The 24,161-nt window shown below is 43.3% G+C and carries 17 protein-coding genes and 2 pseudogenes; 11 read left to right on the top strand and 8 right to left on the bottom strand.

Annotation, left to right across the window (positions count from 1 at the left end):
* The first annotated feature begins 144 nt into the window (after positions 1–144).
* Together NSS94_RS25335 and NSS94_RS25330 are read left to right on the top strand one after the other, a co-directional pair.
* Positions 145–1,647, top strand: a complete 1,503-nt coding sequence (locus tag NSS94_RS25335; protein WP_341040458.1) for an alpha/beta hydrolase family protein — start codon at positions 145–147, stop codon at positions 1,645–1,647.
* 658 nt (positions 1,648–2,305) lie between these two features.
* A pseudogene (locus NSS94_RS25330) lies at positions 2,306–3,085 on the top strand (glycoside hydrolase family 16 protein); the annotation flags it as partial.
* Positions 3,086–3,138: 53 nt separating this feature from the next.
* Here the strand turns inward: NSS94_RS25330 and NSS94_RS25325 are convergent.
* The 3 genes and pseudogenes from NSS94_RS25325 to clpP all read right to left on the bottom strand — a co-directional run.
* A pseudogene (locus tag NSS94_RS25325) lies at positions 3,139–3,678 on the bottom strand (MBL fold metallo-hydrolase); the annotation flags it as partial.
* Positions 3,679–3,766: 88 nt separating this feature from the next.
* Positions 3,767–3,973, bottom strand: a complete 207-nt coding sequence (locus NSS94_RS25320; RefSeq protein ID WP_039275041.1) for a hypothetical protein — start codon at positions 3,971–3,973, stop codon at positions 3,767–3,769.
* A gap of 57 nt (positions 3,974–4,030) precedes the next feature.
* Positions 4,031–4,615: an ATP-dependent Clp endopeptidase proteolytic subunit ClpP gene (gene clpP / locus NSS94_RS25315; RefSeq protein WP_013310269.1), complete on the bottom strand. Its 585-nt coding sequence runs from the start codon at positions 4,613–4,615 to the stop codon at positions 4,031–4,033.
* 223 nt (positions 4,616–4,838) lie between these two features.
* Between clpP and NSS94_RS25310 the strand changes: the two genes are divergently transcribed.
* Together NSS94_RS25310 and NSS94_RS25305 are read left to right on the top strand one after the other, a co-directional pair.
* Positions 4,839–5,540: an RNA polymerase sigma factor gene (locus tag NSS94_RS25310; protein ID WP_341040457.1), complete on the top strand. Its 702-nt coding sequence runs from the start codon at positions 4,839–4,841 to the stop codon at positions 5,538–5,540.
* Positions 5,541–5,693: 153 nt separating this feature from the next.
* Positions 5,694–5,969: a hypothetical protein gene (locus NSS94_RS25305; protein ID WP_039275043.1), complete on the top strand. Its 276-nt coding sequence runs from the start codon at positions 5,694–5,696 to the stop codon at positions 5,967–5,969.
* A 196-nt stretch (positions 5,970–6,165) separates the two neighbouring features.
* Here the strand turns inward: NSS94_RS25305 and NSS94_RS25300 are convergent, their stop codons facing one another.
* Entirely contained in the window at positions 6,166–6,696 is a 531-nt protein-coding gene (locus tag NSS94_RS25300; RefSeq protein ID WP_341040456.1) for a DUF4303 domain-containing protein, read from the bottom strand.
* 687 nt (positions 6,697–7,383) lie between these two features.
* On the opposite strand from NSS94_RS25300, the gene NSS94_RS25295 reads away from it, so the two are divergent.
* The 5 genes from NSS94_RS25295 to NSS94_RS25275 all read left to right on the top strand — a co-directional run bounded on the left by NSS94_RS25295 (position 7,384) and on the right by NSS94_RS25275 (position 16,228).
* Positions 7,384–7,653: a CD3324 family protein gene (locus NSS94_RS25295; RefSeq protein WP_039275052.1), complete on the top strand. Its 270-nt coding sequence runs from the start codon at positions 7,384–7,386 to the stop codon at positions 7,651–7,653.
* A 304-nt stretch (positions 7,654–7,957) separates the two neighbouring features.
* Entirely contained in the window at positions 7,958–8,956 is a 999-nt protein-coding gene (locus NSS94_RS25290; RefSeq protein ID WP_341040455.1) for an alpha/beta hydrolase, read from the top strand.
* A 97-nt stretch (positions 8,957–9,053) separates the two neighbouring features.
* Positions 9,054–11,120 (top strand): thioredoxin domain-containing protein, encoded by a 2,067-nt coding sequence (locus tag NSS94_RS25285; protein ID WP_039275054.1) that lies wholly within the window; start codon positions 9,054–9,056, stop codon positions 11,118–11,120.
* 401 nt (positions 11,121–11,521) lie between these two features.
* Positions 11,522–13,522 carry a methyl-accepting chemotaxis protein gene (locus NSS94_RS25280; RefSeq protein ID WP_029515044.1) on the top strand — a complete coding sequence of 667 codons (2,001 nt, stop codon included), beginning with the start codon at positions 11,522–11,524 and terminating at the stop codon, positions 13,520–13,522.
* Between the two features lie 144 nt (positions 13,523–13,666).
* The gene (locus tag NSS94_RS25275; RefSeq protein ID WP_341040454.1) at positions 13,667–16,228 is read left to right on the top strand and encodes a response regulator; all 2,562 of its coding nucleotides are present in this window, start codon (positions 13,667–13,669) and stop codon (positions 16,226–16,228) included.
* 5 nt (positions 16,229–16,233) lie between these two features.
* Here NSS94_RS25275 and NSS94_RS25270 read toward each other — a convergent pair whose 3' ends face one another.
* On the bottom strand, positions 16,234–16,920 hold the full coding sequence (locus NSS94_RS25270) for a response regulator transcription factor (RefSeq protein ID WP_029515042.1): 687 nt from the start codon (positions 16,918–16,920) through the stop codon (positions 16,234–16,236).
* A 591-nt stretch (positions 16,921–17,511) separates the two neighbouring features.
* Here NSS94_RS25270 and ectB point away from each other — a divergent pair.
* A complete protein-coding gene (ectB, locus tag NSS94_RS25265; protein ID WP_340885318.1) occupies positions 17,512–18,774 on the top strand; it encodes a diaminobutyrate--2-oxoglutarate transaminase in 1,263 nt (420 codons plus the stop codon).
* An 87-nt stretch (positions 18,775–18,861) separates the two neighbouring features.
* Here ectB and NSS94_RS25260 read toward each other — a convergent pair whose 3' ends face one another.
* From NSS94_RS25260 to NSS94_RS25250, 3 genes are all read right to left on the bottom strand, one after another.
* Entirely contained in the window at positions 18,862–19,380 is a 519-nt protein-coding gene (locus tag NSS94_RS25260) for an NAD(P)H-dependent oxidoreductase (RefSeq protein ID WP_341040453.1), read from the bottom strand.
* Between the two features lie 162 nt (positions 19,381–19,542).
* Positions 19,543–20,667, bottom strand: coding sequence for a GGDEF domain-containing protein (locus NSS94_RS25255; protein WP_029515039.1), 1,125 nt, complete (start codon positions 20,665–20,667; stop codon positions 19,543–19,545).
* Positions 20,668–20,762: 95 nt separating this feature from the next.
* On the bottom strand, positions 20,763–23,198 hold the full coding sequence (locus NSS94_RS25250) for a GH36-type glycosyl hydrolase domain-containing protein (RefSeq protein ID WP_341040452.1): 2,436 nt from the start codon (positions 23,196–23,198) through the stop codon (positions 20,763–20,765).
* A gap of 224 nt (positions 23,199–23,422) precedes the next feature.
* Here NSS94_RS25250 and NSS94_RS25245 point away from each other — a divergent pair, with 224 nt between their 5' ends.
* Entirely contained in the window at positions 23,423–24,157 is a 735-nt protein-coding gene (locus NSS94_RS25245) for a thioesterase II family protein (protein ID WP_341040451.1), read from the top strand.
* The last annotated feature ends 4 nt before the right edge of the window (positions 24,158–24,161 follow it).

The following is a 24,161-nucleotide window of genomic DNA, read 5'->3' as shown; positions in this document are numbered from 1 at the left end:
CCTTGGTTTTACGAGTCTTCCAATACCGCAAGATCGAATTACAAAATTGTTAGGTTGATGTAAGGCAAATCGATAGCTTAGGCCAGCCTGGCAGGATAAGATTAGAACAAACGAAAATAGAAATTTTTTGAAAGGAGAATCGAGATGAGGCTGTTTGAACTGTTGCTTTTATTGTCAAACATCGGCTTATTTGTATTAACCGTACAATTAAAAAAAGGACGGCGTAGAATTCCAGTATTCGTTGCAAGCGGGATTGCCACACTTTTACTGGTCATTCATTGGACGGTGGAAGGATACAGAGTTCAGCTATTATTCCCATATTGCATAACGATCATTTTTTTAGCCATTTCAAGTTATAGCTATTTTAAAAAAAACGGTCCCAAAAAAATCCCACGATTCATGTTGGGTTCAGCTTATACCGCTATAGCAATAATGCTGGTCGCAACAGCGGGTCTCATGTATGCTTTTCCTGTATTTAAACTACCTGAACCGACAGGCGAATTTAAGGTAGGAACGCAAACTTTTCATTTCGTGGATACAAATAGGGAAGAGATTTTCGACGAAGCCAGAGAGGGTAAGAGAGAATTGATGGTTCAGGTCTGGTATCCGGCTCAAGCTAGCACCGGCAAGTACGCTCCCTTTATTCCCGATACCCAGATTTTACGTTATATGGCCGCGAACTATGGCCTTCCCGAGTTTACGTTTCAACACCTGAAGTACGTATCCAGTCATGCTTATTCGGGGGCCGAAGTCTCTTCGGCACAGACTTCATACCCGCTGATCCTTGCGAATCCCGGCAACGGCTCTTCCAGGTTTCTTCACACGTCGCAAGCCGAAAATCTCGCGAGTCATGGATATATCGTGGCAGTGATCGACCATACCTACAATACATTTGCAACCGAGTTTCCGGACGGGCGAATCACGACCAGCACAACCAACGACTTATTCTCGCCCGACCATGATTACCAGACGAGTAGAGGAAATCGCGACAAGTTGGGAAAAGTTTTAACCGGCGATGTGGCGTTTGCGTTGGACCAATTCGAGCTCATCCAATCGGGGTTGATTCCAAGTCATCTAAAAGGGAGGATTGATCTCGGTCATGTCGGGACGTTCGGTCATTCCATCGGCGGAGCGACGGCCTATGACGCTTCTTATGATCCGCGAATCACGGCTGGAATAGACCTTGATGGAGGGCTTTATCGACTGCGTGACAGAGAGGGTCTACGAAAGCCGTTTTTGTTCATCAACTCGGAAAGCTATTTCGAAAAATTGAAAATGGTGATGGATAACCGGGTCTACACGGATGCAGAGCTTAACCGTATGGGATCAACAAGAGAGTGGGAGGATCAAGTAACGGAAGATAAAAAGTTGGAGCTTGAACGGATGCGCGAAACGGTCGACGAAGGAGGACAAGTCCTCTATATCGAAAATACGGAGCATTTGAATTTTACCGACGTACAGTTCATTTCTCCGATTTTCAAAATGCTGGGCATTACAGGAAAGATTGCGCCCGAAAGAGCGAACTCCGTTATCAATGCCTATATGCTGGATTTCTTCGATATGTATCTGAAAAATCAAGGCGGAATCTTAATGAAAGGACCGGATAACCGCTTTCCGGAGGTGAAGTTCGTAACCTCGCTATTATAAATTACGGAACAGAGTACCGATTTTGATATGCTCCCCTTCAAGTAGACAGGTTTAATAAATAAACCGCTGCTTGAAGGGGAGTTTTATTTTGTCTAAGAAAAACGAATACAATGCGATTGAGAAACTAGCCATCATACAGGAGTTAAAAGCAGGACAGAGCAGCCGTGTGGAAGTAGCAAAAAAACATAACACAGCGTTACCACCTTAGTGAAGTGGCGACATCGCTATGAGTTGTACGGAATTGAGGGGGAAGGTTTCCTCCGGATAAGAAGATTTGTGGATGCTCGCCGCCACGTGTCTTCTGGTAATCGTAGATGACCGCCAGCGCTACACCGTGTCCGGTGCGATACGTGCTACTACGTTTGTTTTAATGGCTGTTAAATTTCTTATTGATTTATAAAGACCGACTTTATCTAGATGGGGAAGTAATTTTTGTGAAAAAAACTTAAATATAGGTTGAATATGGATTTTGTTTCCATTATACTCCTGCTTGAGCGGTATATTTTTTCAATCGTCTATCTACGATTCTAACTTATGAGCTGTCCAAGAAGAAAAATATAAAGAGAGGTGATCCCCGTTTCAATGGTCAATACCGCTTGAAGGCTTATTTTTCTGAAGTGTCTAAGAACCTGGATTATTATTATTGAGGAGGGAACTAATGCTAAGAAAAGGATTATGTGCGGTTGCGCTGCTCAGTCTCCTAATCGTTCTGCTTCCAGAAATGCATACAAGCGCAGCACCGAACTCGAATCTTGTGTGGAGCGACGAATTTAATGGAACTTCGTTAAACCGGTCCAATTGGACCCCTGAAATCGGTACCGGAAGCGGCGGATGGGGAAACAATGAACTGCAGTACTATACCAACCGTACGCAGAATTTGCAGGTTACCGGAGGCAATCTGGTGATTACGGCACAAAAAGAAGCTTATGGCGGAATGAATTACACCTCTGCCCGGATCAAAACTCAAGACTTGAAAAAATTTACTTATGGGAAAGTAGAAGCGCGCATCAAGTTACCGTCCGGTCAAGGGATATGGCCAGCTTTCTGGATGTTAGGCAGCAACATCAGCTCGGTAGGTTGGCCGAAATGCGGAGAAATCGACATTATGGAACGTGTAAACAACAATCCTTCTGTGAACGGTACTGTGCATTGGGATGCGGGAGGCCACGCTGACTTTGGGCGGGTATCGGGCAATCTGGATTTTTCCCAATACCATGTGTATAGCATCGAGTGGGACTCCAAGTATATCCGCTGGTTTGTCGACGGACAGCAGTTCAATGAATTTTATATAGAGAACGGAACCGGGAACACCGAAGAATTTCAGCAGCCGTTCTTTATTCTCCTGAACCTAGCGGTCGGCGGAAACTGGCCTGGTGCTCCCAATAACTCGACGCAGTTCCCGTCCCAAATGCTAGTCGATTACGTGCGTGTCTATCAATAAAGTGTGGGCATTAGATACAATTCATATGAACATTATAAAAGCAACCCCGGTCATTTACGGGGTTGCTTCAATTCGCTATAAATTAACTCGCCACTAAGTCCTAATATCTGATCATTCACATGTACATTACTTAATCCCCCGTGATAACAAACTACGGATGCAATATCGAGATCTAAATACTTTTTCAATGAAAGACGAGCTGCATCCATATCCGGTGTGGTCGGAACATGAATTCCCCCGAGAACCCCGCTTACACTGTACATCGAATCCCCGGCTATAAGAGTCTTACTTTGCCTTAAATAAAGACTGATATGACCAGGTGTATGCCCAGGCGTATGGATGACGTGAATCCTGCCGCAAAACGGCAGTTCCTGACCATCTATTAAGGTATCGTCCACTTTGCCCTTCGGGCGATGCACAAGGTGACTATCTTTTAAAAGTGGGATCTCCCCTTGAATATACGGCTTATCCAGTTCGTGTGCATAGACTTTAATATGATCGCCACACTCCTGCAAAATCTCAGGAAGACAACCTATATGATCGACATCATGATGCGTCAAAATCACAGCTTTTAGTTTGTCGAACGACACGTCTTAGCTGAAGCATTTCTACTCCATGTAAAATTTACATAATATAGGGCCTCCGTACAATGTAATTGACACCCATACTAAAATAGGTTCAAGGGGCGAATCCAACTCTATGGCGCTGCCGTTCCTTAATGTCAATGGATACGGTGCGAATAGATGTGATAGGAATAACAAGCGTTTGATATTGCGTAAGATATTTAACGAACTTGTCGTCAATCTGATCCAATATCCCGTCGCATACATTTGCCCCATCTATAAAATGAATAGTTACTTCCTTACCTTGTAAACTTGCTAACATGATATCACCTCATATTTTCTTAAAGTTTCTTGCGGATCATTAGGGTTTGAGCATACTCTATAAAGAAGTGATCACCTGATCAATAACACCATATTCCAGTGCCTCCTGAGCGGACATGTAAAAATCCCGGTCCATATCTTTTTCGACTTTTTCAAAAGATTGTCCGGTCCGTTCAGCTGTGATACGGGTTGCCTTTTCACGAGTCCATAAAATTCGTTTTGCGCTGATCGCAATATCGCTGGCCTGACCTTGTGCGCCGCCGTGCGGCTGATGGATCATGATTTCACTGTTCGGCAACGCCGAACGTTTCCCTTTGGCGCCCGCTAGCAACAGGATCGCGCCAAACGAAGCAGCGAATCCCGTACATATCGTGTGTACATCAGGTTTGATGTACTGCATCGTATCATAAATGGCAAATCCTGCGGAAGTAGAGCCACCCGGGCTGTTGATATACATGTAAATTTCTTTTTCCGGATCTTCTGCCGCCAGGAACAATAATTGAGCAATAATACTGTTAGCCAAATGATCATCGATGGCTGCCCCGACAAACACAATACGATCCTTTAATAGTCTGGAATAGATATCGTACGATCTTTCACCTTGAGCAGTTTGCTCAACAACATAAGGAACATAAACACTCATTTTGATACCCCCAATTTCCTGTTTTCAGTTGATTTCTCCTTGTAAACGAACCGAGGCCGTAAAAAGATACGGAGGTTTCAATGGGAAAACGATTTGCGTAAATGGTGTAACTTTTACACCCCCTTGTTCGTTTACATTGGAGGTAACAAAAGGCTTTGCTCTAGGAAAGGGCAGAATAAGACCGTGGAGGAGAGGACCTATGCGCATAGATGATTCTATACAAATGACAGATAATACAATAAACATCGAGAACTTGGAGGAATTACAGGCAGTCCTGAAGCGTTACTGTCTGTCGCTTACGAAATCAAATTGGGATGCGGAAGAATTGGCTCAGGATACTTGGGTAAAAGCATTAGGAAAGTTAAACAATCTCGAACATACAAACCCCAAAGCGCTTTTGCTGCGGATTGCGAAGAACACCTGGATTGATGAGATACGGAGAGAAGCAGTCTACAGTCGGGTATTGAATAGAGAACAAGCGAAAGTAACTGTGCCGGATCATGGATCTTTTGAAATCGAGATAGTGTTACAGTCCTTAATGAATCATTTATCTCCGCTTCAGAGAACAGTTTTTTTGCTACGAGATGTGTTTGGATATTCGATTCGTGAGACATCCGACATGCTCAAAACAACGGAGGGAGCGGTAAAAGTTGCACTCCACCGGGCACGAAAATCGCTTGAAGCAGTCAAGGAGGATCTCCTCAAAGGAGAGTTATCCTTACCGGAAAGTGAAAACTCGAAAACTTTTCTGAGAGCGTTGACAGCGGCATATCATAGGGGGGATATTGCAACATTGGTTACGCTCTCCCATCAGGATGTAATGGAGCCGGACGTGGTAATCGGAATCGTTAATCATAAGCTGCACCGGAGTCTCGCTTCAGTAAAACAAACGGATTCCCATACCATGAGTATGATAGCGGCGTAGTTTGCGAAGAGAAATGTGGAACTCATCATAGTGGTTATTTCTGATAAAACATTTTCCCGGTCATTCCAATTTATAGCTCTTAGCTGGGATTAAAATGAAGTATATTAAAGAAGATAGCGGAAGGGGAAGGTTCAAATAGGTGAATTAGAAAATTTGTTAGAAGATAATAACCCCATAGTCTTATATCATGCAATGACACAGATAGGAAAAGAAGGCTTCCGTACAGAGAAAATGATAAAAAAATTAAGTGAATTATCATTAAAAAGGGAACCCCAAGATAAACTATTAGGTTATTATAAGGTGGGAGACCTAGCAATAGCGACTTTGATAAAACTTGGAGAAAAGAAAGAAGAAATATCTGGATTTAGAACTTTAGATGAATTTGAAAAAAAGATGGTTTTCCGATTATTTGAAGAAGTTGAATGGTAAGAATTCCTGTTCATCTGGATGAAAGCTTTAAATAAACTTATTTCAACTCGAACCATGAGGAGAAATAGGTTTATTCGTATCTAATGGAGATAAACCAAATGAAAAGGATACGTAATCAATAGATGCATGGGACAAGCACATTGCGAATTAAAGCAACTACCTGAACGAAATGAGTGTAATATTTCAAACTGTATTTCTATTGATAACGATGCAAGAAGCCATTAACTAGTTTGGCGTTTGTCATCTGAATTACAGACCGATCTTCGAGTTCCTCGGCCATATCATCATCCGTCATGGACACGAAAAAAATAATATCTTCTTTGGCTTGACCAAATTGATTGAAAAGCACGTCGTCTGTTTCCTTAACTACCTTGGCCATAATTTTTATCATCTCATCTTTATAATCAAACACATTTTCGGTTGCATATAGAAATTTGCTCATATGATTCAAGTGTGTTGCATCGCCAAATTGATATTCGCAAAATCCCCATCTATAATAATTTTCATCTTCCTTGCTGTCGCACAGGCCTTCGGCTTTCATGTTTGTGATATGTCTAACAAGGGATTCTTCTGTATTAACAGCTAGAAACAAGGTGACAAAATCGCTGTCTGTGCCAAAAGCACAGGCGTAAACCTTCTCATTCTTCACTTCTTTCAGTGTGCTTTTAAGATCATCCAAAAATCCTGCCCTAAATCTTTCCTCAAATTCATTCAAAAAATTGTTCATCTGGTTCATATGCTCCTTTATGAGTCTTATGCTTGATTATACATTATCATTATTGGCACGACTCGTGTAGCCTACCATGCTCAGCCAATAGCAAGATTTGCAATGAAAAAAATAAACGCAAGACAGGCTAGCCAAGCAGAAAGTGTAAATCCGTAACATCTAGAAGCCGCTCTTAGGATAACGGGGACTCCTGTTCAGCTGGATAAATGCACTTAATTTCAAATTTTTATTCGGAAGCTAAGTTAGAAAGTGTGTCTCACACTCTGGAAAAAGTATTGGGGAGTCGGTTATGGATGGTAAAAAATTTGTTCTTATGCTTTTACTTTTCTGCTTGTTGGGCATTGTAGGGCTAGTGGCATTAATCTACGGATTTATGTGGTTCGTATTCATGGTTAGTATTTAAAATCAGCTATCTAACAGCTCAATTTTTAATCGCTTGCTTTTTGCTGATATCATTTAGCTGGTCCCAGGTGAGCAGAAGTTATGCTATACTTGCGAGGTAAAAGGGGGTGCCTACTGATGGAGAATCTGTTAGGATTGTCTGTGACTTCTTACACTCATGCAAAGCCAATTATTAAGAAAGCGTTACTTTGTATGGGGCGAAACAATTTTTAACGCTGAATAAGCTTTTTAATATTTTTGGCTTTGCACCTTATTTTAAAAAATCAAAATAAGGGGCGAGTAAAATTGAGATATACGAATGCTTCCAAAGTTTTACCTCAAGAATTAATTATAGAAATCCAAAAATATGTTCAAGGAGAGACTCTGTATATTCCTAAGCCAAAAACGGAATATATGGATTGGGGAAGCTTGAGTGGCGGGAGATGGTTGCTAGAACAGCGAAATGCCGCAATCAGAAATGCTTTTCAAAATAGAAGCAGTATCGAGCAATTAGCTAATGAGTTTTTCCTCTCTACCGAAACCATTAAGAAAATTGTTTATTCACATAAAAAGTAGATGGACATAACGTGATAGCTTAAGACGCGACCGGATAATCGCTATGAACGACCAATCCGGTCGCGTCTTTTTGTTTGGTAAAAGGTTTGATGTGCCTTCGCATTCCCACAGCCAGATTCCGAAATACTTTTTTGGCATTTTATTTTTTTTCATAATTTTTATGTCAAAAATGATTCTAACTCGTTGTTTTCATTTATAAAGCTGATTTTAAACTTAAAATATAAATATAAACGACAACAACAATTGAAGGGAAATATGTATTGATTCATTGTCTTTAAAACAAGAAAGTGAGGAAAAGATTACTATGAGGGAACAAAAAAGTAGAAGTAGACATTTGATTGATCCAGAAATTATCAGTGCAGTTGATTTAATACCAACAACCGATCTTACCGAATCTACACTAAGGGAAGCACGTAAAAATCAATCTCAAATGATGCAACAAATAGATGTAACGCAGATGTTCCCCATTACATTAGAAAAAAAGATTGTGCCAAGTTATTTTAATGGTCCAGATATTCAAATCGAAATCATTAAGCCCAAACAATCAAAGCATCATAAGATGCCTCTATATTATTCGATACACGGAGGCGGGATGGTCTTAGGAAGTCCAGTCGTGGATCGTCCTGCTAATGCATCTCTTGCGGCACAACATGGTTTCTGTTGCGTATCCGTGTACTATCGCCTAGCACCAGAGCATGTACAGCCAAGTCAGTTACAGGATTGTTATTCGGGCCTAAAATGGTGCATTGAACATGCGGAAGAGTTAGGGATAGATACTCAGAAAGTTGCCGTAGGGGGCAGCAGCGCTGGCGGCGGTTTGGCGGCTGGCCTAGCCTTGTACATTCGTGATCAGAAGGAATTCGAAATCCATCATCTAAGATTAATGAGGCCAATGCTAGATGATCGCACAAGTACCGCACCAGAGCACCCATACGCAGGAGAGTTTATTTGGACAAAACAAAGTAATTATTTTGGCTGGAAATCTGTATTGGGGGATGAACCGGGTCAGGAGGAGGTAAGTGAGTATTATGTGCCGGCTCGTGCTAAGTTATTGGCCGGATTACCACCGACTTATATAAATATAGGTACCATTGATTTATTCATTGATGAATCCTTGTTTTTTGCAAAACAATTGGCCTTTGATGGAGTCTTAGTGGAATTACATGTCTATCCCGGGTACCATCATATGTCGCCCGCGTTTCCGGATGCACATTTTTCAAAAGAAGGGGCCAGAACAAGTGAATACGCCTTACTGAAAGCTCTCGAGATCTTTGATATAAATTCTAATGAGTATAATGCTTGAGATTCATTATCTTTTTTCATCTCTTCCGACTTTTACCACCCATTTAGGGTAAAATAGTACCAAGTATAAAATTCAACTACGGAAGTGGTGATGTCCCATGACAACGAGCAGCAAACCGAATAGACTATCCAAGGAAAAATCACCGTATTTGCTACAGCATGCTCACAATCCGGTAAATTGGTTCCCTTGGTCAGATGAGGCTTTTGAAATGGCTAAACGTGATAACAAGCCTATTTTCCTATCTGTTGGCTATTCCACTTGCCATTGGTGCCATGTAATGGGGAGAGAATCTTTCGAGGATGAAGAAGTGGCTGAGGTATTAAACCGGGATTATGTATCCATTAAGGTGGATCGTGAAGAACGTCCAGATGTGGATCATATCTATATGTCCATCTGCCAGACGATGACGGGGCATGGAGGCTGGCCACTGACGATATTGATGACGCCGGATCAGAAACCTTTTTTTGCGGGGACGTATTTGCCCAAGGAGCAGAAGTTTGGCCGTGTCGGACTGTTGGAGCTGCTTGGCAAGGTGGGTACCCGGTGGAAAGAACAGCCGGAAGAGCTGGTGGAGTTGAGTGAGCAGGTACTGATCGAGCATGAGCGGCAGGACTTGCTTGCGGGTTATCGGGGTGAACTGGATGAACAGAGCTTGACTAAAGCTTTCCATGAATACAGCCACACCTTCGATAAGGAATATGGCGGCTTCGGGGAAGCACCCAAGTTTCCTTCTCCGCATAACCTGTCTTTTTTGCTGCGATATGCACAGCATACGGGGAATCAACAGGCACTGGAAATGGCAGAGAAGACGCTGGATGCGATGTCCCGGGGCGGAATCTACGACCATATAGGCATGGGGTTCTCACGATACTCCGTCGATGAGAAGTGGTTGGTGCCGCATTTTGAAAAAATGCTATATGACAATGCTCTGTTGGCCATCGCGTATACAGAGGCTTGGCAGGTGACAGGCAAGGAACTGTACCGACGGATTACAGAACAAATCTTTACATATATCGCAAGGGACATGACGGATGCAGGTGGTGCCTTTTATTCGGCGGAGGATGCGGATTCCGAAGGAGAAGAGGGGAGATTCTATGTCTGGGACGACTCTGAGGTAAAGGCTGTACTAGGCGATAAGGATGCCGCCTTTTTCAACGATTTGTATGGGATTACACCTTACGGCAATTTTGAAGGTCACAACATTCCAAACCTGATTGATATCAATCTGGAAGCCTATAGGATCAAGCATGACTTGACTGAGCAGGAACTGGAGCAGCGGGTTAGTGAGCTACGGGCCAAGCTGTTTGCTGCCAGAGAACAACGGGTTCATCCTCACAAAGATGACAAGATTTTGACCTCGTGGAACGGATTGATGATTGCTGCACTGGCGAAGGCAGGACAAGCTTTTGGAGACACGAGATATACAGAGCAAGCTCAGAAAGCGGAGACGTTTTTGTGGAACCATTTGAGACAGGAGGACGGACGGCTGTTGGCGCGTTATCGGGACGGCGAGGCAGCTTATCCCGGTTATGTGGATGATTATGCTTTTTATGTGTGGGGCTTGATCGAGCTATATCAGGCGACCTTCGATGTACAATATCTGCAACGGGCATTGACGCTCAATCAAAATATGATCGATTTGTTCTGGGATGAGGAACGGGACGGATTATTCTTTTATGGGTCAGATAGTGAGCAGCTCATTGCCAAGCCTAAAGAAATTGATGACGGAGCCATTCCGTCAGGTAACAGCATTGCGGCCTATAATTTTGTGCGGCTTGCGCGGCTAACGGGTGAATCTGGATTGGAGAACTATGCAGCCAAGCAGTTTAAGGCTTTTGGCGGTATGGTTGCTCATTACCCGTCAGGCCACTCCGCGTTGCTCAGCGCGTTGTTGTATGCGACGGGAACGACGAAGGAGATTGTGATTGTGGGTCACAGGGATGATCCGCAGACCGTACAGTTCATTCAGGCGGTTCGAGCTGGGTTCAGGCCGAATACGGTCGTTATTTTGAAGGATGAAGGACAGTCGGAGATTGCAGAGACGGCTCCTTATATCCGTGATTATGATCTTGTGGAAGGCAAATCAGCCGTATATGTGTGTGAGCATTTTACCTGTCAGGCACCTGTTACCAGGCTCGAAGATCTGAAGGTGTTGTTGGATTAGAACTGAATAAAGCGATCGAACCTAATCCCCTTGGGAGTAGAAAATATATGGCGATTTTCAAAAATGACCCTATGTTTGCTACCTTCAGGGGGATTATTTTCATGTTAAGTGGTAGGTATAGTGAGATGAAACTAACACTTTCTTAACATCTATACTGCATTTTTTTTAATATTTTTTAGGTATATTATATCAAAGAACCGGTTCCGACCAGCCTTGCTGTTTTCGAAAATAAGTACATATACCTATTTAACTAGCGTGTTTATATCTTTTATGTCCAAGCGTTTTAGCAGCAGATGTGAAAAATGTGAAAGAGAGTCTGTCGGGTGATTGTCGTCATCGGCAAGACGAAGAGGTTCGCTATAGGTTGGGAAATACAGGTAATGAAATGGAGATGTTTATTAATGAAGAAGTTATCGGGGAAAAAGTGGCTAGTCGCAAGGAAGCTCAGCAAAAATTTTAAAACGAAGCTAATGGTCGCCTTTATTGCATTTTTGATTTTACCGTCCATGATCGTGGGGGCTTTGTCGTTTATAAGCGCGAGTCAGCAGATTCGAAACCAGATTGAAGAAAGTGCCGAGCAGGCTATTGTCCGCACTAATTTTATTATTGATAGTACTATTGAACCCAAGGTACATGACGCAGACTATTTTGCAGAAAGACTAAAAGGCAATCGGGTAGAGACGGAGGAACAAGCGGCGAATTTGGAAGAATTCTTTAAGCAATATATTGCACTCCATCCTGAAACAGAATCCATTTATTATGGTACGAAGGACGGCAAATTTACAACCTACCCACAGAAGCAATTACCAGATAATTATGATCCACGAGTCAGACCTTGGTACGATAAAGCGATAAAGGAACAAGCGAAGGCAGCAATTAGTTCTCCTTATCTTTCGGCAAGCTCGAAGCAAATGACGGTTACTGTGTCCAAGGCAACGTCAGATGGATCGGGTGTTATTGGCATTGACCTGAAAATGAGTGGTATTAAAGAGACGTTGAACAATATTAAAGTAGGTCATGAGGGTTATGCCATATTGCTGGACAACAACCATACTTACATTGTTCATCCGACGAAGGAACCAGGTACCAAAATTACAGATATTGAATCACGCATGTTTCAGAGTGATACTGGTGAATACGAGTATGAGTATGAGGGCCAGCTCAAATATATGAACTATGCGACTAACAAGCTGACTGGCTGGAAGATAGGCGGAACGCTGTATTTGTCTGAAGTCGATGATGCAGCAGGACCGATTTTGATCAGCACTTTACTAACCATTGTCGGTTGTCTTGTGATTGGTATTATCATTGTTTATTTCCTGATCCGTTCCATCATCAAACCGATTTTAAAGTTAAAAGAACAAGCGGTAAATGTGAGCGCCGGAGATCTCACACAGGACATTCAAGTAAAGAGCGAGGACGAGATCGGAGAATTAGGAGTGGCTTTTCAAAATATGCAGAATAACTTGCGATCTGTCATTCAGAACGTAGGGAACAGTGCAGATCATGTCACAATTTCTTCCAATGAACTGACAATAAGCGCGGAACAAACCAGTGCTGCAAGTGAGCAGGTGTCTCAGGCTGTACAAGAAATTGCCAGTGGTGCAGAGAAGCAGACTACAGGGCTGGAAAATAATTCGGTGGCCCTGGATGAAATTGCACAAGGGATCACCCAAATTGCTGAACGATCGATTTCGGTAGCTGATTTGGCCAAACGATCTGCCTTGCAAGCCGAGGAAGGACGAAAGTCTGTTGAGCAGACAGGCGAGCAAATGAATTCCATTCATCAATCAGTAGAGCGTTCCAACCAGATGATTCAAACCTTGCAAGCCCGCTCTCATGAAATCGGTGAAATTACGAAGGTTATCGGCGATATCTCCAATCAGACAAACCTGTTGGCATTGAATGCAGCTATTGAGGCAGCCAGAGCGGGCGATCATGGAAAAGGCTTTGCCGTCGTTGCTGATGAGGTGCGTAAGCTGGCAGAGCAGTCTCAGACATCCGCCACACAGATTGCCACCTTGATTGCCGAAATTCAGCATGAAACCGAAACAACAGTGAAGACGATGGACAGGGTCACGACTGAGGTGCAGGATGGACTACAGATTTCCAAAGCAACCATTGTCAAGCTGGGTTATGCGATGGAAGGCATTCGAGAGACAACACCTCAGGTAGAGGAGGTCGCTGCGATTGCAGAGCAAATATCAGCCAGTGTACAAGAAATCGCAGCGACAGCCAACGAGCTGGCGACGATTGCAACCGGTAATGCCGCCACATCTGAGGAAGTTGCTGCCTCCTCACAAGAGCAACTGGCTTCCATGGAGGAAATATCAGCTTCAGCACAGTTGCTTTCGACGATGGCTGCTGATTTGAAGATGATGATCAGTCGTTTCAAATATTAAAACGAGCTTGAACCTTATGGAATCTATAGTACAATGAATGCTCGGGACAGTTCTTTAAGCCTTATGGCATAAGGAATCTGTCCTGAGTTTTTTTTGTATTTTTGATATATTCTAAAAATGGAAGATTATAGGAGTGGTGAACACTTGGTTCGAGATTTAGTGCTATGTGCTATCGTGATTTTATTGTTAGTTTTGGTTTTTCAGCGTCAACTTGTTCGTCAGGCGATCACAGGTGTATTTTATGGAGGAGCGGGAATTTTGTTCTTATGTTTTGGCATAAGCGATAAAACACCGTTGACCTGCGTGCTAGAGTTAGGGATGGGTCTAATGTTCATGACTCTGTTTGTGCACACTTTAACCACCGCTAAGTATACATATGGACAACGTTTGTTAAACAAAGACCGTGATCTGCTGAATTTACTAGGTGTTCAACCTGGCTTTACCTTCAAGCTGGAGAAAAGCGGTAATGAATTTTATTATAGGCTGCTTGAAGGTGAATTGCTGGAGCGCGTGGGTCTGAATATGCAAGTCAACTACAATAAAAGGGAGCATGTGAAGCGTCTTGGGGACATTTTGGAGCTTTCCTCTGAAACGATGGAGCAGCTTTGCCAATACTACAAACAGGCCTGGTTCGGTGATCGGACCGTATTTGAATTGGAGTTTTGGGAATATTCGGCTCTCATTACCTTACATCCGGTTATGGAGGACGGGGTTACTAGCTCTGTTATCGGTCACGCATTGGATATTACGGAGTGTAAAGCCTCAGAGCAGAAGAGAAAGGAAGTGGACGAGGCTAACCGTGCGAAAAGCATTTTTTTGGCTCATATGAGTCACGAAATCCGCACCCCGCTGAATGGAATCATCGGTCTGTCAAAGCTGTTAAATAAGACTGAACTGACTGCCGTTCAAAGAGATTACCTCCACAAGCTTCTCGCTTCCTCTCGTACCCTTTCATCCATGCTCAGTAACGTATTGGACTTTTCCAAAATGGAAGCCGGCAGTCTGGAACTGGAAAAGGTAGAATTCGAGCCGGAAAAAATGCTTCGGCATCTCGCAGATACCGTTGGAACTTTGCTAGAAGATAAGGAAATAGAGGTCGTATTTATAACGGACCCGGCGTTACCGAAAAGCTTTAAGGGAGACCCGCTTCGAATGGAGCAGGTGCTTTCAAATCTTCTGACCAACGCCATCAAGTTTACGGATCAGGGACATGTATTGTTACAGGTAAAAATGCTAAGTCAGCAGGAAGGGCGAGTAGGCGTTTCTTTTATGGTAGAAGATACGGGCATAGGAATTTCCGAGACGTGTATGGACAAGCTATTCGTCCCTTTTATCCAGGCGAGTACATCAACCAGCCGCAGATATGGGGGCTCTGGGCTGGGTTTGGCCATTAGCAAGCATTTGGCTGAAGCTATGGGGGGGAAAGTAGAGGTGAAAAGCCGATTAGGAGAGTACAGTCAATTTCACTTTAATGTCGAGCTGGAAACTGGGGAATTGAATGCAGGAAGTACACGAATAGAAAAACAAATCAAAGGCAAAGCCTTAATTGTTGCGCAGCATGAACTGGTGAGATACAGCTTGAACGAACTACTGCAAGACTTGGGATTAAAACCTTTCACTATTTCATCCTTCCAAGAAAGTGTGGATGCTTTTCAAAAGGGTGAGCATTTTGATTATGTTATCATTGATATGGGGATGGAAGGTTTGAGAGAACTGGACTCCCGGAGGCAGTGGCTTCAAATGCTGGATAAGCAGATAACTCAGATCATTGGACTTACAACCGTGTTTCAGATGGAAAAAATAGCTGCAGGGGACATGGATCATAGTGTGGATGCCTTTTTGTCCAAGCCCGTTACCCGGAACGCTCTGCTGGAGGTTCTCTGCTGGAAGAAGGAAGATTCAGTGCCTGCAGATGGTAATACTCTGGAGACTCATGCGACGATGAGTTCCCGCAATGAGATAGGGGATACAACACAAAAGTATCAAATTCTCATAGCAGAGGATAACGAAATTAACCAGGTGGTGATTACCGAGTTTTTAGCAGAGCGTAACTTTGAGGTAACGATGGTCACAAACGGAAGGGAACTAATAGCGTTACTTGAACTGCGTTACTGGGATATGGTGCTGCTTGATTTGCATATGCCAGAGATGGATGGTTTTGAGACGGCGAGACATATTCGGAGAAACAAAGCTTTTAACAGGCTTCCCATTATCGCTTTTACCGCTGATGCTGTGCAGCATGAACAGGAAGTTTGTCTTCGTGCCGGTATTAATGCCGTGTTGCTCAAGCCTGTCCATGAACTGACCGCTGCTAGAGTGTTAACTAGCTGGATTAATTTAGCGTGGCTGCAAGATTTACATGGTATTCACGCTGAGCAGTCGATAGCAGGTATGGATGGCAAGGTGTATATTTTTCAATTTGCCCTTTACAAATGGATACAGGAATACCAGTATCTCGATAAAAGAGTTGTGAGAAAAATGGACAATGGACAGTTATCTTCTGCTCTTCGATTAATCCACTCGCTTAAAGGAGGAACGGGGAACCTGTGCGCGCCTGAGTTGCTGGCAAAGGTTATAGAGCTGGAAAAGGCATTGAAGCGCAGCAATGAAACCTCAACAGGAGAACTGTATCCAGACTGGAAAGAGCATCTGAGCACGGTTCAGAAGGATATTAACCAAATCAAGTCATCACTTCCTTGGAGCTGACCGTGTTATTGCATAAATTTGTAGCCGATTCCCCAGATGGTCTTAATCAATTGCGGTTTCTTAGGGTCTTTTTCAATTTTTCTGCGTAAATGGTTAATATGTACGTCCACGGCCCTCTCGTTAATAAAGGAGTCTGTGCCACGGAGAGCCTGAATTAAAGCATACCTGCTGAATACAATTCCTCGGTTCAAATAAAAAAGCTTCATAAGCTCAAATTCTGAATATGTTGTCTCCACATTTTGTCCGTTAACGGTAATCATTCTTCTCGCTAGATCCAAAGTAATGCCCGTTTCAGGTTCAGGTGCTCTGCCACTTCCTTGTAAGCGCGTGATTTCAATACGACGAAAAAGAGCCTCCATCCGTGCTTTTAGCTCTTGCATACTAAAAGGCTTGCAAATATAATCATCTGCTCCCAACGTAAGTGTACGAATGCGCTCTGATATGTTGTTTTCTGTAGAAATCACGATGATGGGGACGTCCGTATGCTTGCGTATCAGTGGGCAGGGATTCACGCCATCCAAATCTGGAAGCAGCAGATCCAGCAAAATAATATCGGGCTGTACGACCTTAAGCCTTGCAATACCCTCAGACGCTTGTTCCACTCGAGTAACGTTGTAGTCTTCTCCTGTTAAATACAAGGAAAGGGTATCTCCCAGCATATTGTCATCTTCAATAATCAAAACATTAGACATGATCATATTTCCTTATCTTTCTATCAAATTCGAGCCAAATAGTTAGGATAACTGCAATGTTTACAACAAGTTTTGACAGGTTCTGTTGATAGAGTAAACTCCTTTGGACAGTCTGTCAAAAGATCAGGTTTGTTGTGACAATCCTGTGGACAATTAGTCCAGATGTATATCTATTTGATATGGAAATGTACTATTTTTGAGATTTATCACTATAATACGACATTTTTCGTTTTGTTTTAACAATATACTACAAGCCGCTGATGATAAATTACAAAAATTTAACAAAACACCTCAGAAACATGCATTGACTTAAATGAAAATTATGGTATTTTATTACATAGGAGTTGACATCCTCTGATAGGCCTCTTAGAAAAACCCACTATTTAATCTTCTACTAATCTACTCTCATGTGCTATCTCTGTATTTAATTTTAGTACTTTAATTGTTCTTGTAATCGTACTCATGATTCTTTGGTGTGGATATCCCATCGTGAATTCAGACTGTCTTCTCATTTAGATTACATATTTACACTTTTTTTGCTTTCCATGCTTGTATGTTTTTAAAATCAGGTCAGCGGGAGGACGAGAGATCATGAACACATTCGAAGCGCTGGAGTCCAATGTAAGATCCTATTGCAGAAGTTTTCCAGTTGTATTCAACAAAGCTAAAAACGATGTACTGTACACGGAGACAGGCAAGGGTTACATTGACTTTTTTGCCGGGGCAGGGGCTTTGAACTATGGGCATAATAATGATTTTATGAAAAACCGGTTATTGGATTATTTAACATCCGATCGGATTATGCATGGTCTGGATATGTACACGACGGCCAAGCAAGAGTTTATGGAGTCTTTTTCAGAGCGTATTCTCCAGCCCAAGGGCTTGAATTATAAGCTGCAATTTTGCGGACCGACCGGAACCAATGCGGTGGAAGCAGCACTGAAACTTGCACGCAAGGTGAAAAACAGAAATGGTATTTTTGCCTTTATGGGTGCGTTCCACGGAATGTCGCTGGGTAGTTTATCGATTACCAGCAACACCTCCATGCGAGAGAGCGCAGGGGTTCCCCTGAACAATGTTACCTTTATACCTTATAACAGCACATTTAACGGAATGGATACCATTTTGTATATGGAGCAGCTTTTAACAGACACCCATTCAGGTGTGGAAAAGCCTGCCGCGATCATTTTGGAAACGGTACAGGCTGAAGGCGGCATTCATATTGCAGATACCGAATGGCTGCGTGATTTGCGACAGTTGTGCGATGATCATGATATTTTGCTTATTGTGGACGATATTCAAGTCGGTTGCGGTCGAGTTGGTTCGTTCTTCTCATTCGAGCGGGCGGGAATCGTTCCTGATATGGTTGTTTTGTCCAAATCGATCAGTGGATACGGCTTGCCAATGTCTCTGTTGCTACTCAAGCCAGAATTGGATATATGGAGTCCGGGTGAGCATAACGGCACTTTCCGTGGAAATCAGCTTGCTTTTGTCGGGGCAAAGGCTGCGCTGGAGTTCAGAGATACGGTAGAGCTGGAAGCACAAGTGAAGGAAAAAGAGGCTTTTGTTCAGCAGTTCTTGCGTGAACATATCCAATCGATAGATCCTCTTATTGAAATTCGTGGCTTGGGACTGATCTGGGGCATTGATGTATCCCATCTGGGAGAAGCGTTCGCCAAGGAGGTAGCGACTCTCTGCTTTAGTAGAGGACTCATTATTGAGCGTGCTGGACGTAACGATACGGTAATTAAAATTATGCCTGCGTTAACGATAAGTCTGGAAAACTTGCGTAAGGGCTGCGACATTATTAAAGAAAGTATGGCCCAAGTAACCAGTACCTTGGTTACGATGTAATCAATCACTAAAGCCCCTTGGTTGGAGCTGCCGTCTGCTGTAAAGCAGGTATGACAGGCGCCGTCCAAGGGGCTTTCTAGTAAAAAGTTAAGAAATAACTGTTTGCGCGTATTTTTGTGCGGATTGGTCTAGTTGCTCATCGGTCAATACTGCAGCACCATATTGTACGAAATAAGGGAGCAATTTGACACCAATCATATGGCCTGTAGCTTCCAGAGGTCTCAGTAGCTCTTCGATCGTATACCTATTCCGTCCGTCATGTTGATAGTTTTCCTCAACACTGGCAGCAGACAAGGCAATCAACAACTCTTTGCCCTGTAGCTTGCCACCTTCGCTCCCATAAGCCCAGCCGTAGGTTAGAACCTTATCCAGCCATTTTTTCAGTAGGGAAGGAGTGCTGTACCAGTAAAAAGGAAATTGCAGAACGATACGGTCATGCTGCTCTAGCAGTTCCTGCTCCTGGGTGACATTGATTTGCTCATCCGGATATACTTCATACAGGTTGTGAACGGTCACGCCGGATTGTTTCTTGAGTTCTTGCACCCATCTTTTGTTAATGCGAGATTCCGCAAGATCAGGGTGAACGACAATAACGAGGGTTGACATACAAGAATCATCTCCTTAGACTTATTTTTAGTAAGTAAATAACCAATACATATGTAACTATTTTAGTTTCAACTTATGGAGTTGTCAACTCTATTAAATTTTAAGCTCTATATACAAAAAACTCCGGCAAGCCGGAGTCTCATCAAATGAAGCGTTTTTACATTAAGCGGTATGATTAAGAGCAACAATTTTGTTTTTCCCGGAGCGCTTGGCTTGATATAAATAGTTGTCTGTCTCCTGGAAAAATACATCTTTGTCTTTGTTCATATCCTCGGTATAGCCTTTTAATCCAATGCTAACGGTTACGGAAACGATTTGCATTTTCTCCTGAAAGGTCATATTCTCTACTTCACGCCGGATATTCTCAACGATCTGATAGGCTTCCTCAGAAGTATGCTCAAACATCAAAATAGCAAATTCTTCACCGCCATAGCGGGCCGGAATGTCATTCGCTGTAATTTGCTCTGTAATGATTTGCGAGATGCCTTCCAAAATTTTATCACCGAACTGATGTCCGTAATTGTCATTGATTTTCTTGAAATTATCAATATCCACTAACGCCAGATGGATGATCGCTCCTTGTTCGGCATATTCGAGTGCTTTTTCATAAAAGTTTTGAAAGGACAAATGATTGTACAGCTTTGTCAAACCATCAGTCATTGACATTTTGCTGATAATCGCATTACTGATCATTAATTCCTGTTGGGCACGCTTTGTTTTATACAAATCCACTAACAAATCGCGGCCGCTGGCCTGAATAATGAGAGCAAGAAAGGTGGACATAATCAAAAAGGTTGGAATCGCCACAATATCAAAGTCTGACAAATAGCTGCGGAATGATCCATCTGCTGCCAGCAACAGAAAAAAGACGACCACTTGCAATACAAAGGAAAGCCATATTAAGCGACGATTGAAGAACAGAATAGAAGAGAAAATAGGCAACAAACATAGCGCAGGAATAATCCGGATATCATAATTTAGACGAATAATCATCCAGCAAATGACGGTGCTTGCCATAAACAGGATCGCAAAAGAATACCTGTTAAATTTAAAATGAGCCAACTCTGCCAGTAAGTTGGAACCACTCATGATTAGCGTAGGAACAATCAGGGTTCCGACGTAAAATTCATAAGGCGAAGCGGCGTAATCAAGAAATAAGTAGCTGCCCAGCTGGACGATAAAATGTACAGCTATAATCATCCAATACAGTAATAACATTTTGCGTACCCAGTGGGCTTGCTTTGTTTTGTAATCCATGGTTTGAGTAAGCCGTTTTGTCTTGTTCATGATGTCACCACACTTAATGTATCTTTAGCCATTCTCGTATTATAAGATACTATGTGATGAAGTTGAAGCTAATTTTTTTGAAGGCCATGAACTTGTTAACCTAGTAACACTTTTACTTGGTGGATAGCCCCATCCGCTGCAACCGGCAGAATATTATTCGTTAGGAGGGTACCGTCTACAGTAACCGTAGCTACACCCTTGGAGACATGCTGTGGATTCGTGATATGGATCACGTAGGTATCGCCACGGAAGACGCGGGTGACTATGAATTCGTCCCAGGCTGTAGGAATGCACGGGTCAATACGCAGACCGTCCCATTCCGGCTGGATACCGAGGATGGATTGAGTAATAGCTATAAAATTCCACGCCGCTGTACCCGTCAGCCAGGAATTTTTGGCTTCGCCTTCACGAACAGCATCCTTGCCCGCAATCATTTGAGCATACACATACGGCTCGGTGCGGTGAATGTCGCTGATGTCCTCCAGATAGGCAGGTGCAATTTTGCTATATAGCTCAAAAGCGCGATCTCCACGTCCTATTACGGCTTCCGCCATCATAATCCACGGGTTATTGTGGCAGAAAATACCGGCATTTTCCTTATACCCGGGAGGGTAAGATGAGATTTCGCCCAGATTGATGTGGTAACGGGAATAAGATGGATGTTGCAGCACGATGCCGTAGGGAGTTTCCAGTCGATCACGTGTAGAATCGAGAGCTTTATGTGCCAAGCCTTCTTCAACACCAATTCCTGCCATGACACAGAAACCTTGAGGTTCAATGAAAATTTGACCTTCCTCACAATCCTTGCTTCCGATTTTGTCTCCATAATGGTCATACGCACGTAAGAACCATTCCCCGTCAAAACCATGCTCCAATGTAGCTGCTCGCATACGATCCACATGGGCTTGAGCTGTGGATGCTTCTTCATCCAAACCTCTGCGCTTGCAAAGCTCAATAAAATCCGGTCCCGTATATACGAATAGTCCGGCGATAAACACGGATTCAGCTACTCGGCCCTCCAAATTTTGTGTTGTCTGATAGGACTCATCGGGTGTAGCGGAAAAACAATTGAGATTCAGACAATCGTTCCAGTCAGCTCGGCCAATGAGTGGAAGACCATGCGGACCAAGATTATCTATTACATGGTAAAAAGAACGCTTCAAATGTTCAAACAGCGTAGCCGTACGCTCTACATTTCCGTCAAAGGGCACTTGTTCGTCCAGTATGCCAAAGTCTCCCGTTTCTTTGATATACGCTGCGGTACCGACAATAAGCCACAACGGATCGTCGTTAAAGCCACCGCCAACCTCGTGGTTTCCTTTTTTGGTTAACGGTTGGTACTGATGATAAGCTCCGCCGTTTTCAAATTGAGTAGAGGCAATGTCGATAATCCGTTCCCGTGCCCGCTCCGGTATTTGGTGGACGAAGCCGAGCAAATCTTGATTTGAATCCCGGAAGCCCATACCACGTCCGATACCAGATTCAAAATACGAAGCTGAACGTGACATATTGAATGTAACCATGCATTGATACGGGTTCCATATGTTTACCATTCGGTTCAGCTTGTCGTCGTGGCTTTGAAGGGTGTACTTGGACAGCAGATTGTTCCAATAGGCTCGGAGTTCACTCAAAGCTTGCTTTACATCGGCTTCATCCGCAAACTGCGCAATCATGGCATGTGCCTGTTTTTTATTAATAACACCGTGGGACTCCCATTTCTCTTCCTCGGGATTTTCCACATAACCGAGTATAAAGTTACAGCTTGTTTCTTTGCCTGGCTCCAGCGTGATCTCAATGCAATGTGATCCGACAGGGGACCATCCGCTGGCAATAGAGTTCGAGGCTTGCCCAGCGGCGACCGTTTGAGGCTGATCTAATCCGTTGTAGAGTCCCAGAAAAGCTTCACGATCTGTATCATAACCCGCTAGCGGACGATTAGCAGAGAAAAAAGCATAGTGATTGCGGCGTTCACGGTATTCCGTTTTGTGATAAATGACAGAGTCCTGTATCTCAACCTCGCCCGTGTTCAAGTTGCGCTGGTAGTTGGTCATATCGTCATAGGCGTTCCACAGACAAAATTCCACGAACGAAAAGAGTTTGATCTTTTTGGTTTGTAACGATGTGTTCTGAAGCTTAACCTGATGGACCTCGCCGTCAAAGGATAGGGGTACAAAAGCCAGCTGAGTGGCTCGAATACCGTTGCGTTCTCCCATAATTGAGGTATAACCAAGTCCATGGCGGCATTCATACTGCTCCAGCTCCCGTTTGACCGGCATCCAGCCTGGAGTCCAATAATCCCCATCATCATAAATATAAAAATAACGACCACCGTTATCGACAGGAATATTATTGTAACGGTAACGTGTTAAGCGACGTAAGCGAGCATCCCGGTAAAATGCATAGCCGCCACTTGTATTGGAAATCAGTCCAAAAAATCGTTCATTACCTAAATAATTAATCCAAGGATAAGGGGTTTGAGGGGTGTGGATGACATATTCTTGATTGACATCATCGAAGAAACCATACTTCATGGCGCAGAACTCCTCTCGATTTGAAAAAATAAAAGGCCCAATACATGATTATATTCAAACATGAAGCCGTTCTTCCTTTAGGAAGATATTCCCCTCTTTATGTAAAATGCGCTTGATTTTCTCAACCTTTCTTCTGGGATTTGCAAAATATTTGAAATGGGTAAATATACCTTTTTATGCTAAAATGAAAAAGTTAGAACTTAGCAAGGCAGGAGGTTGCAAGAATGGCACCTATCACATTATTTTTCATCCCATATGCAGGCGGATCGGCGTCGGTCAGCTTCAAATGGAAAAAGTCGCTACTTCCGCAGATTAAGCTTGTTCCACTGGAATTAGCGGGCAGGGGTATTCGTTCTGGGGAACCGCTAAAGGAAAGCATTGAGGAGATGAGCGAGGATCTGATGCACAAGATCAGCGAAGAGATAGCCCCCGGCAATCCTTATGCCATATACGGCCACAGTATGGGGACGATGATCTCATTCGAGCTGTACTACAAGCTGGTGGCCGGTGGATATGGCAAGCCTGCTCATCTGTTCGTTTCGGGTGGACGGGCACCGCATGTCCCAAGAAATTCCCCGTGGTTACACGATCTGCCCGCAGATCAGTTCAGGACGCATTTGCAGCGGTACGGTCAGCTTTCGGAAGCGATTTTTGACAATCAGGAATTATACGACTATTTTATGCCCGTGTTAAGAGCGGATTTCAAAGCTGTTGAGTTGTATAAGTACACGGCTAAAGCCGCACTTTTACATTGTCCTATCACCGCTTTGACGGGAATGACCGATAACACGGTGACCTTACAAGATGCGGAGGCATGGGCACAGCATACGGATCAGCAATTTCGTATGTTTACCTTTGAGGGAGGACACTTTTTTATTCATGATGAAGTGGAGCGGATTACGCACATCATCAATGAGACCTTGGAGCAGAGTACGGTAACAAGTAGCATACAAAAATAAAAAT

Origin of the sequence: Paenibacillus sp. FSL L8-0644, assembly GCF_038008165.1 — a bacterium.
GTDB classification, from domain to species: Bacteria; Bacillota; Bacilli; order Paenibacillales; family Paenibacillaceae; genus Paenibacillus; species Paenibacillus polymyxa_D.
This window is presented reverse-complemented; position numbering and strand designations above follow the sequence as displayed.

Coding starts and splice junctions, on each gene's coding strand:
- NSS94_RS25255 (WP_029515039.1), bottom strand. CDS start 20,667: ATGAACAAGACAAAACGGCTTACTCAAACCATGGATTACAAAACAAAG.
- NSS94_RS25285 (WP_039275054.1), top strand. CDS start 9,054: ATGACAACGAGCAGCAAACCGAATAGACTATCCAAGGAAAAATCACCG.
- NSS94_RS25310 (WP_341040457.1), top strand. CDS start 4,839: ATGACAGATAATACAATAAACATCGAGAACTTGGAGGAATTACAGGCA.
- NSS94_RS25245 (WP_341040451.1), top strand. CDS start 23,423: ATGGCACCTATCACATTATTTTTCATCCCATATGCAGGCGGATCGGCG.
- NSS94_RS25320 (WP_039275041.1), bottom strand. CDS start 3,973: ATGTTAGCAAGTTTACAAGGTAAGGAAGTAACTATTCATTTTATAGAT.
- NSS94_RS25335 (WP_341040458.1), top strand. CDS start 145: ATGAGGCTGTTTGAACTGTTGCTTTTATTGTCAAACATCGGCTTATTT.
- NSS94_RS25280 (WP_029515044.1), top strand. CDS start 11,522: ATGAAGAAGTTATCGGGGAAAAAGTGGCTAGTCGCAAGGAAGCTCAGC.
- NSS94_RS25300 (WP_341040456.1), bottom strand. CDS start 6,696: ATGAACAATTTTTTGAATGAATTTGAGGAAAGATTTAGGGCAGGATTT.
- NSS94_RS25290 (WP_341040455.1), top strand. CDS start 7,958: ATGAGGGAACAAAAAAGTAGAAGTAGACATTTGATTGATCCAGAAATT.
- ectB (WP_340885318.1), top strand. CDS start 17,512: ATGAACACATTCGAAGCGCTGGAGTCCAATGTAAGATCCTATTGCAGA.
- NSS94_RS25250 (WP_341040452.1), bottom strand. CDS start 23,198: ATGAAGTATGGTTTCTTCGATGATGTCAATCAAGAATATGTCATCCAC.
- clpP (WP_013310269.1), bottom strand. CDS start 4,615: ATGAGTGTTTATGTTCCTTATGTTGTTGAGCAAACTGCTCAAGGTGAA.
- NSS94_RS25270 (WP_029515042.1), bottom strand. CDS start 16,920: ATGTCTAATGTTTTGATTATTGAAGATGACAATATGCTGGGAGATACC.
- NSS94_RS25260 (WP_341040453.1), bottom strand. CDS start 19,380: ATGTCAACCCTCGTTATTGTCGTTCACCCTGATCTTGCGGAATCTCGC.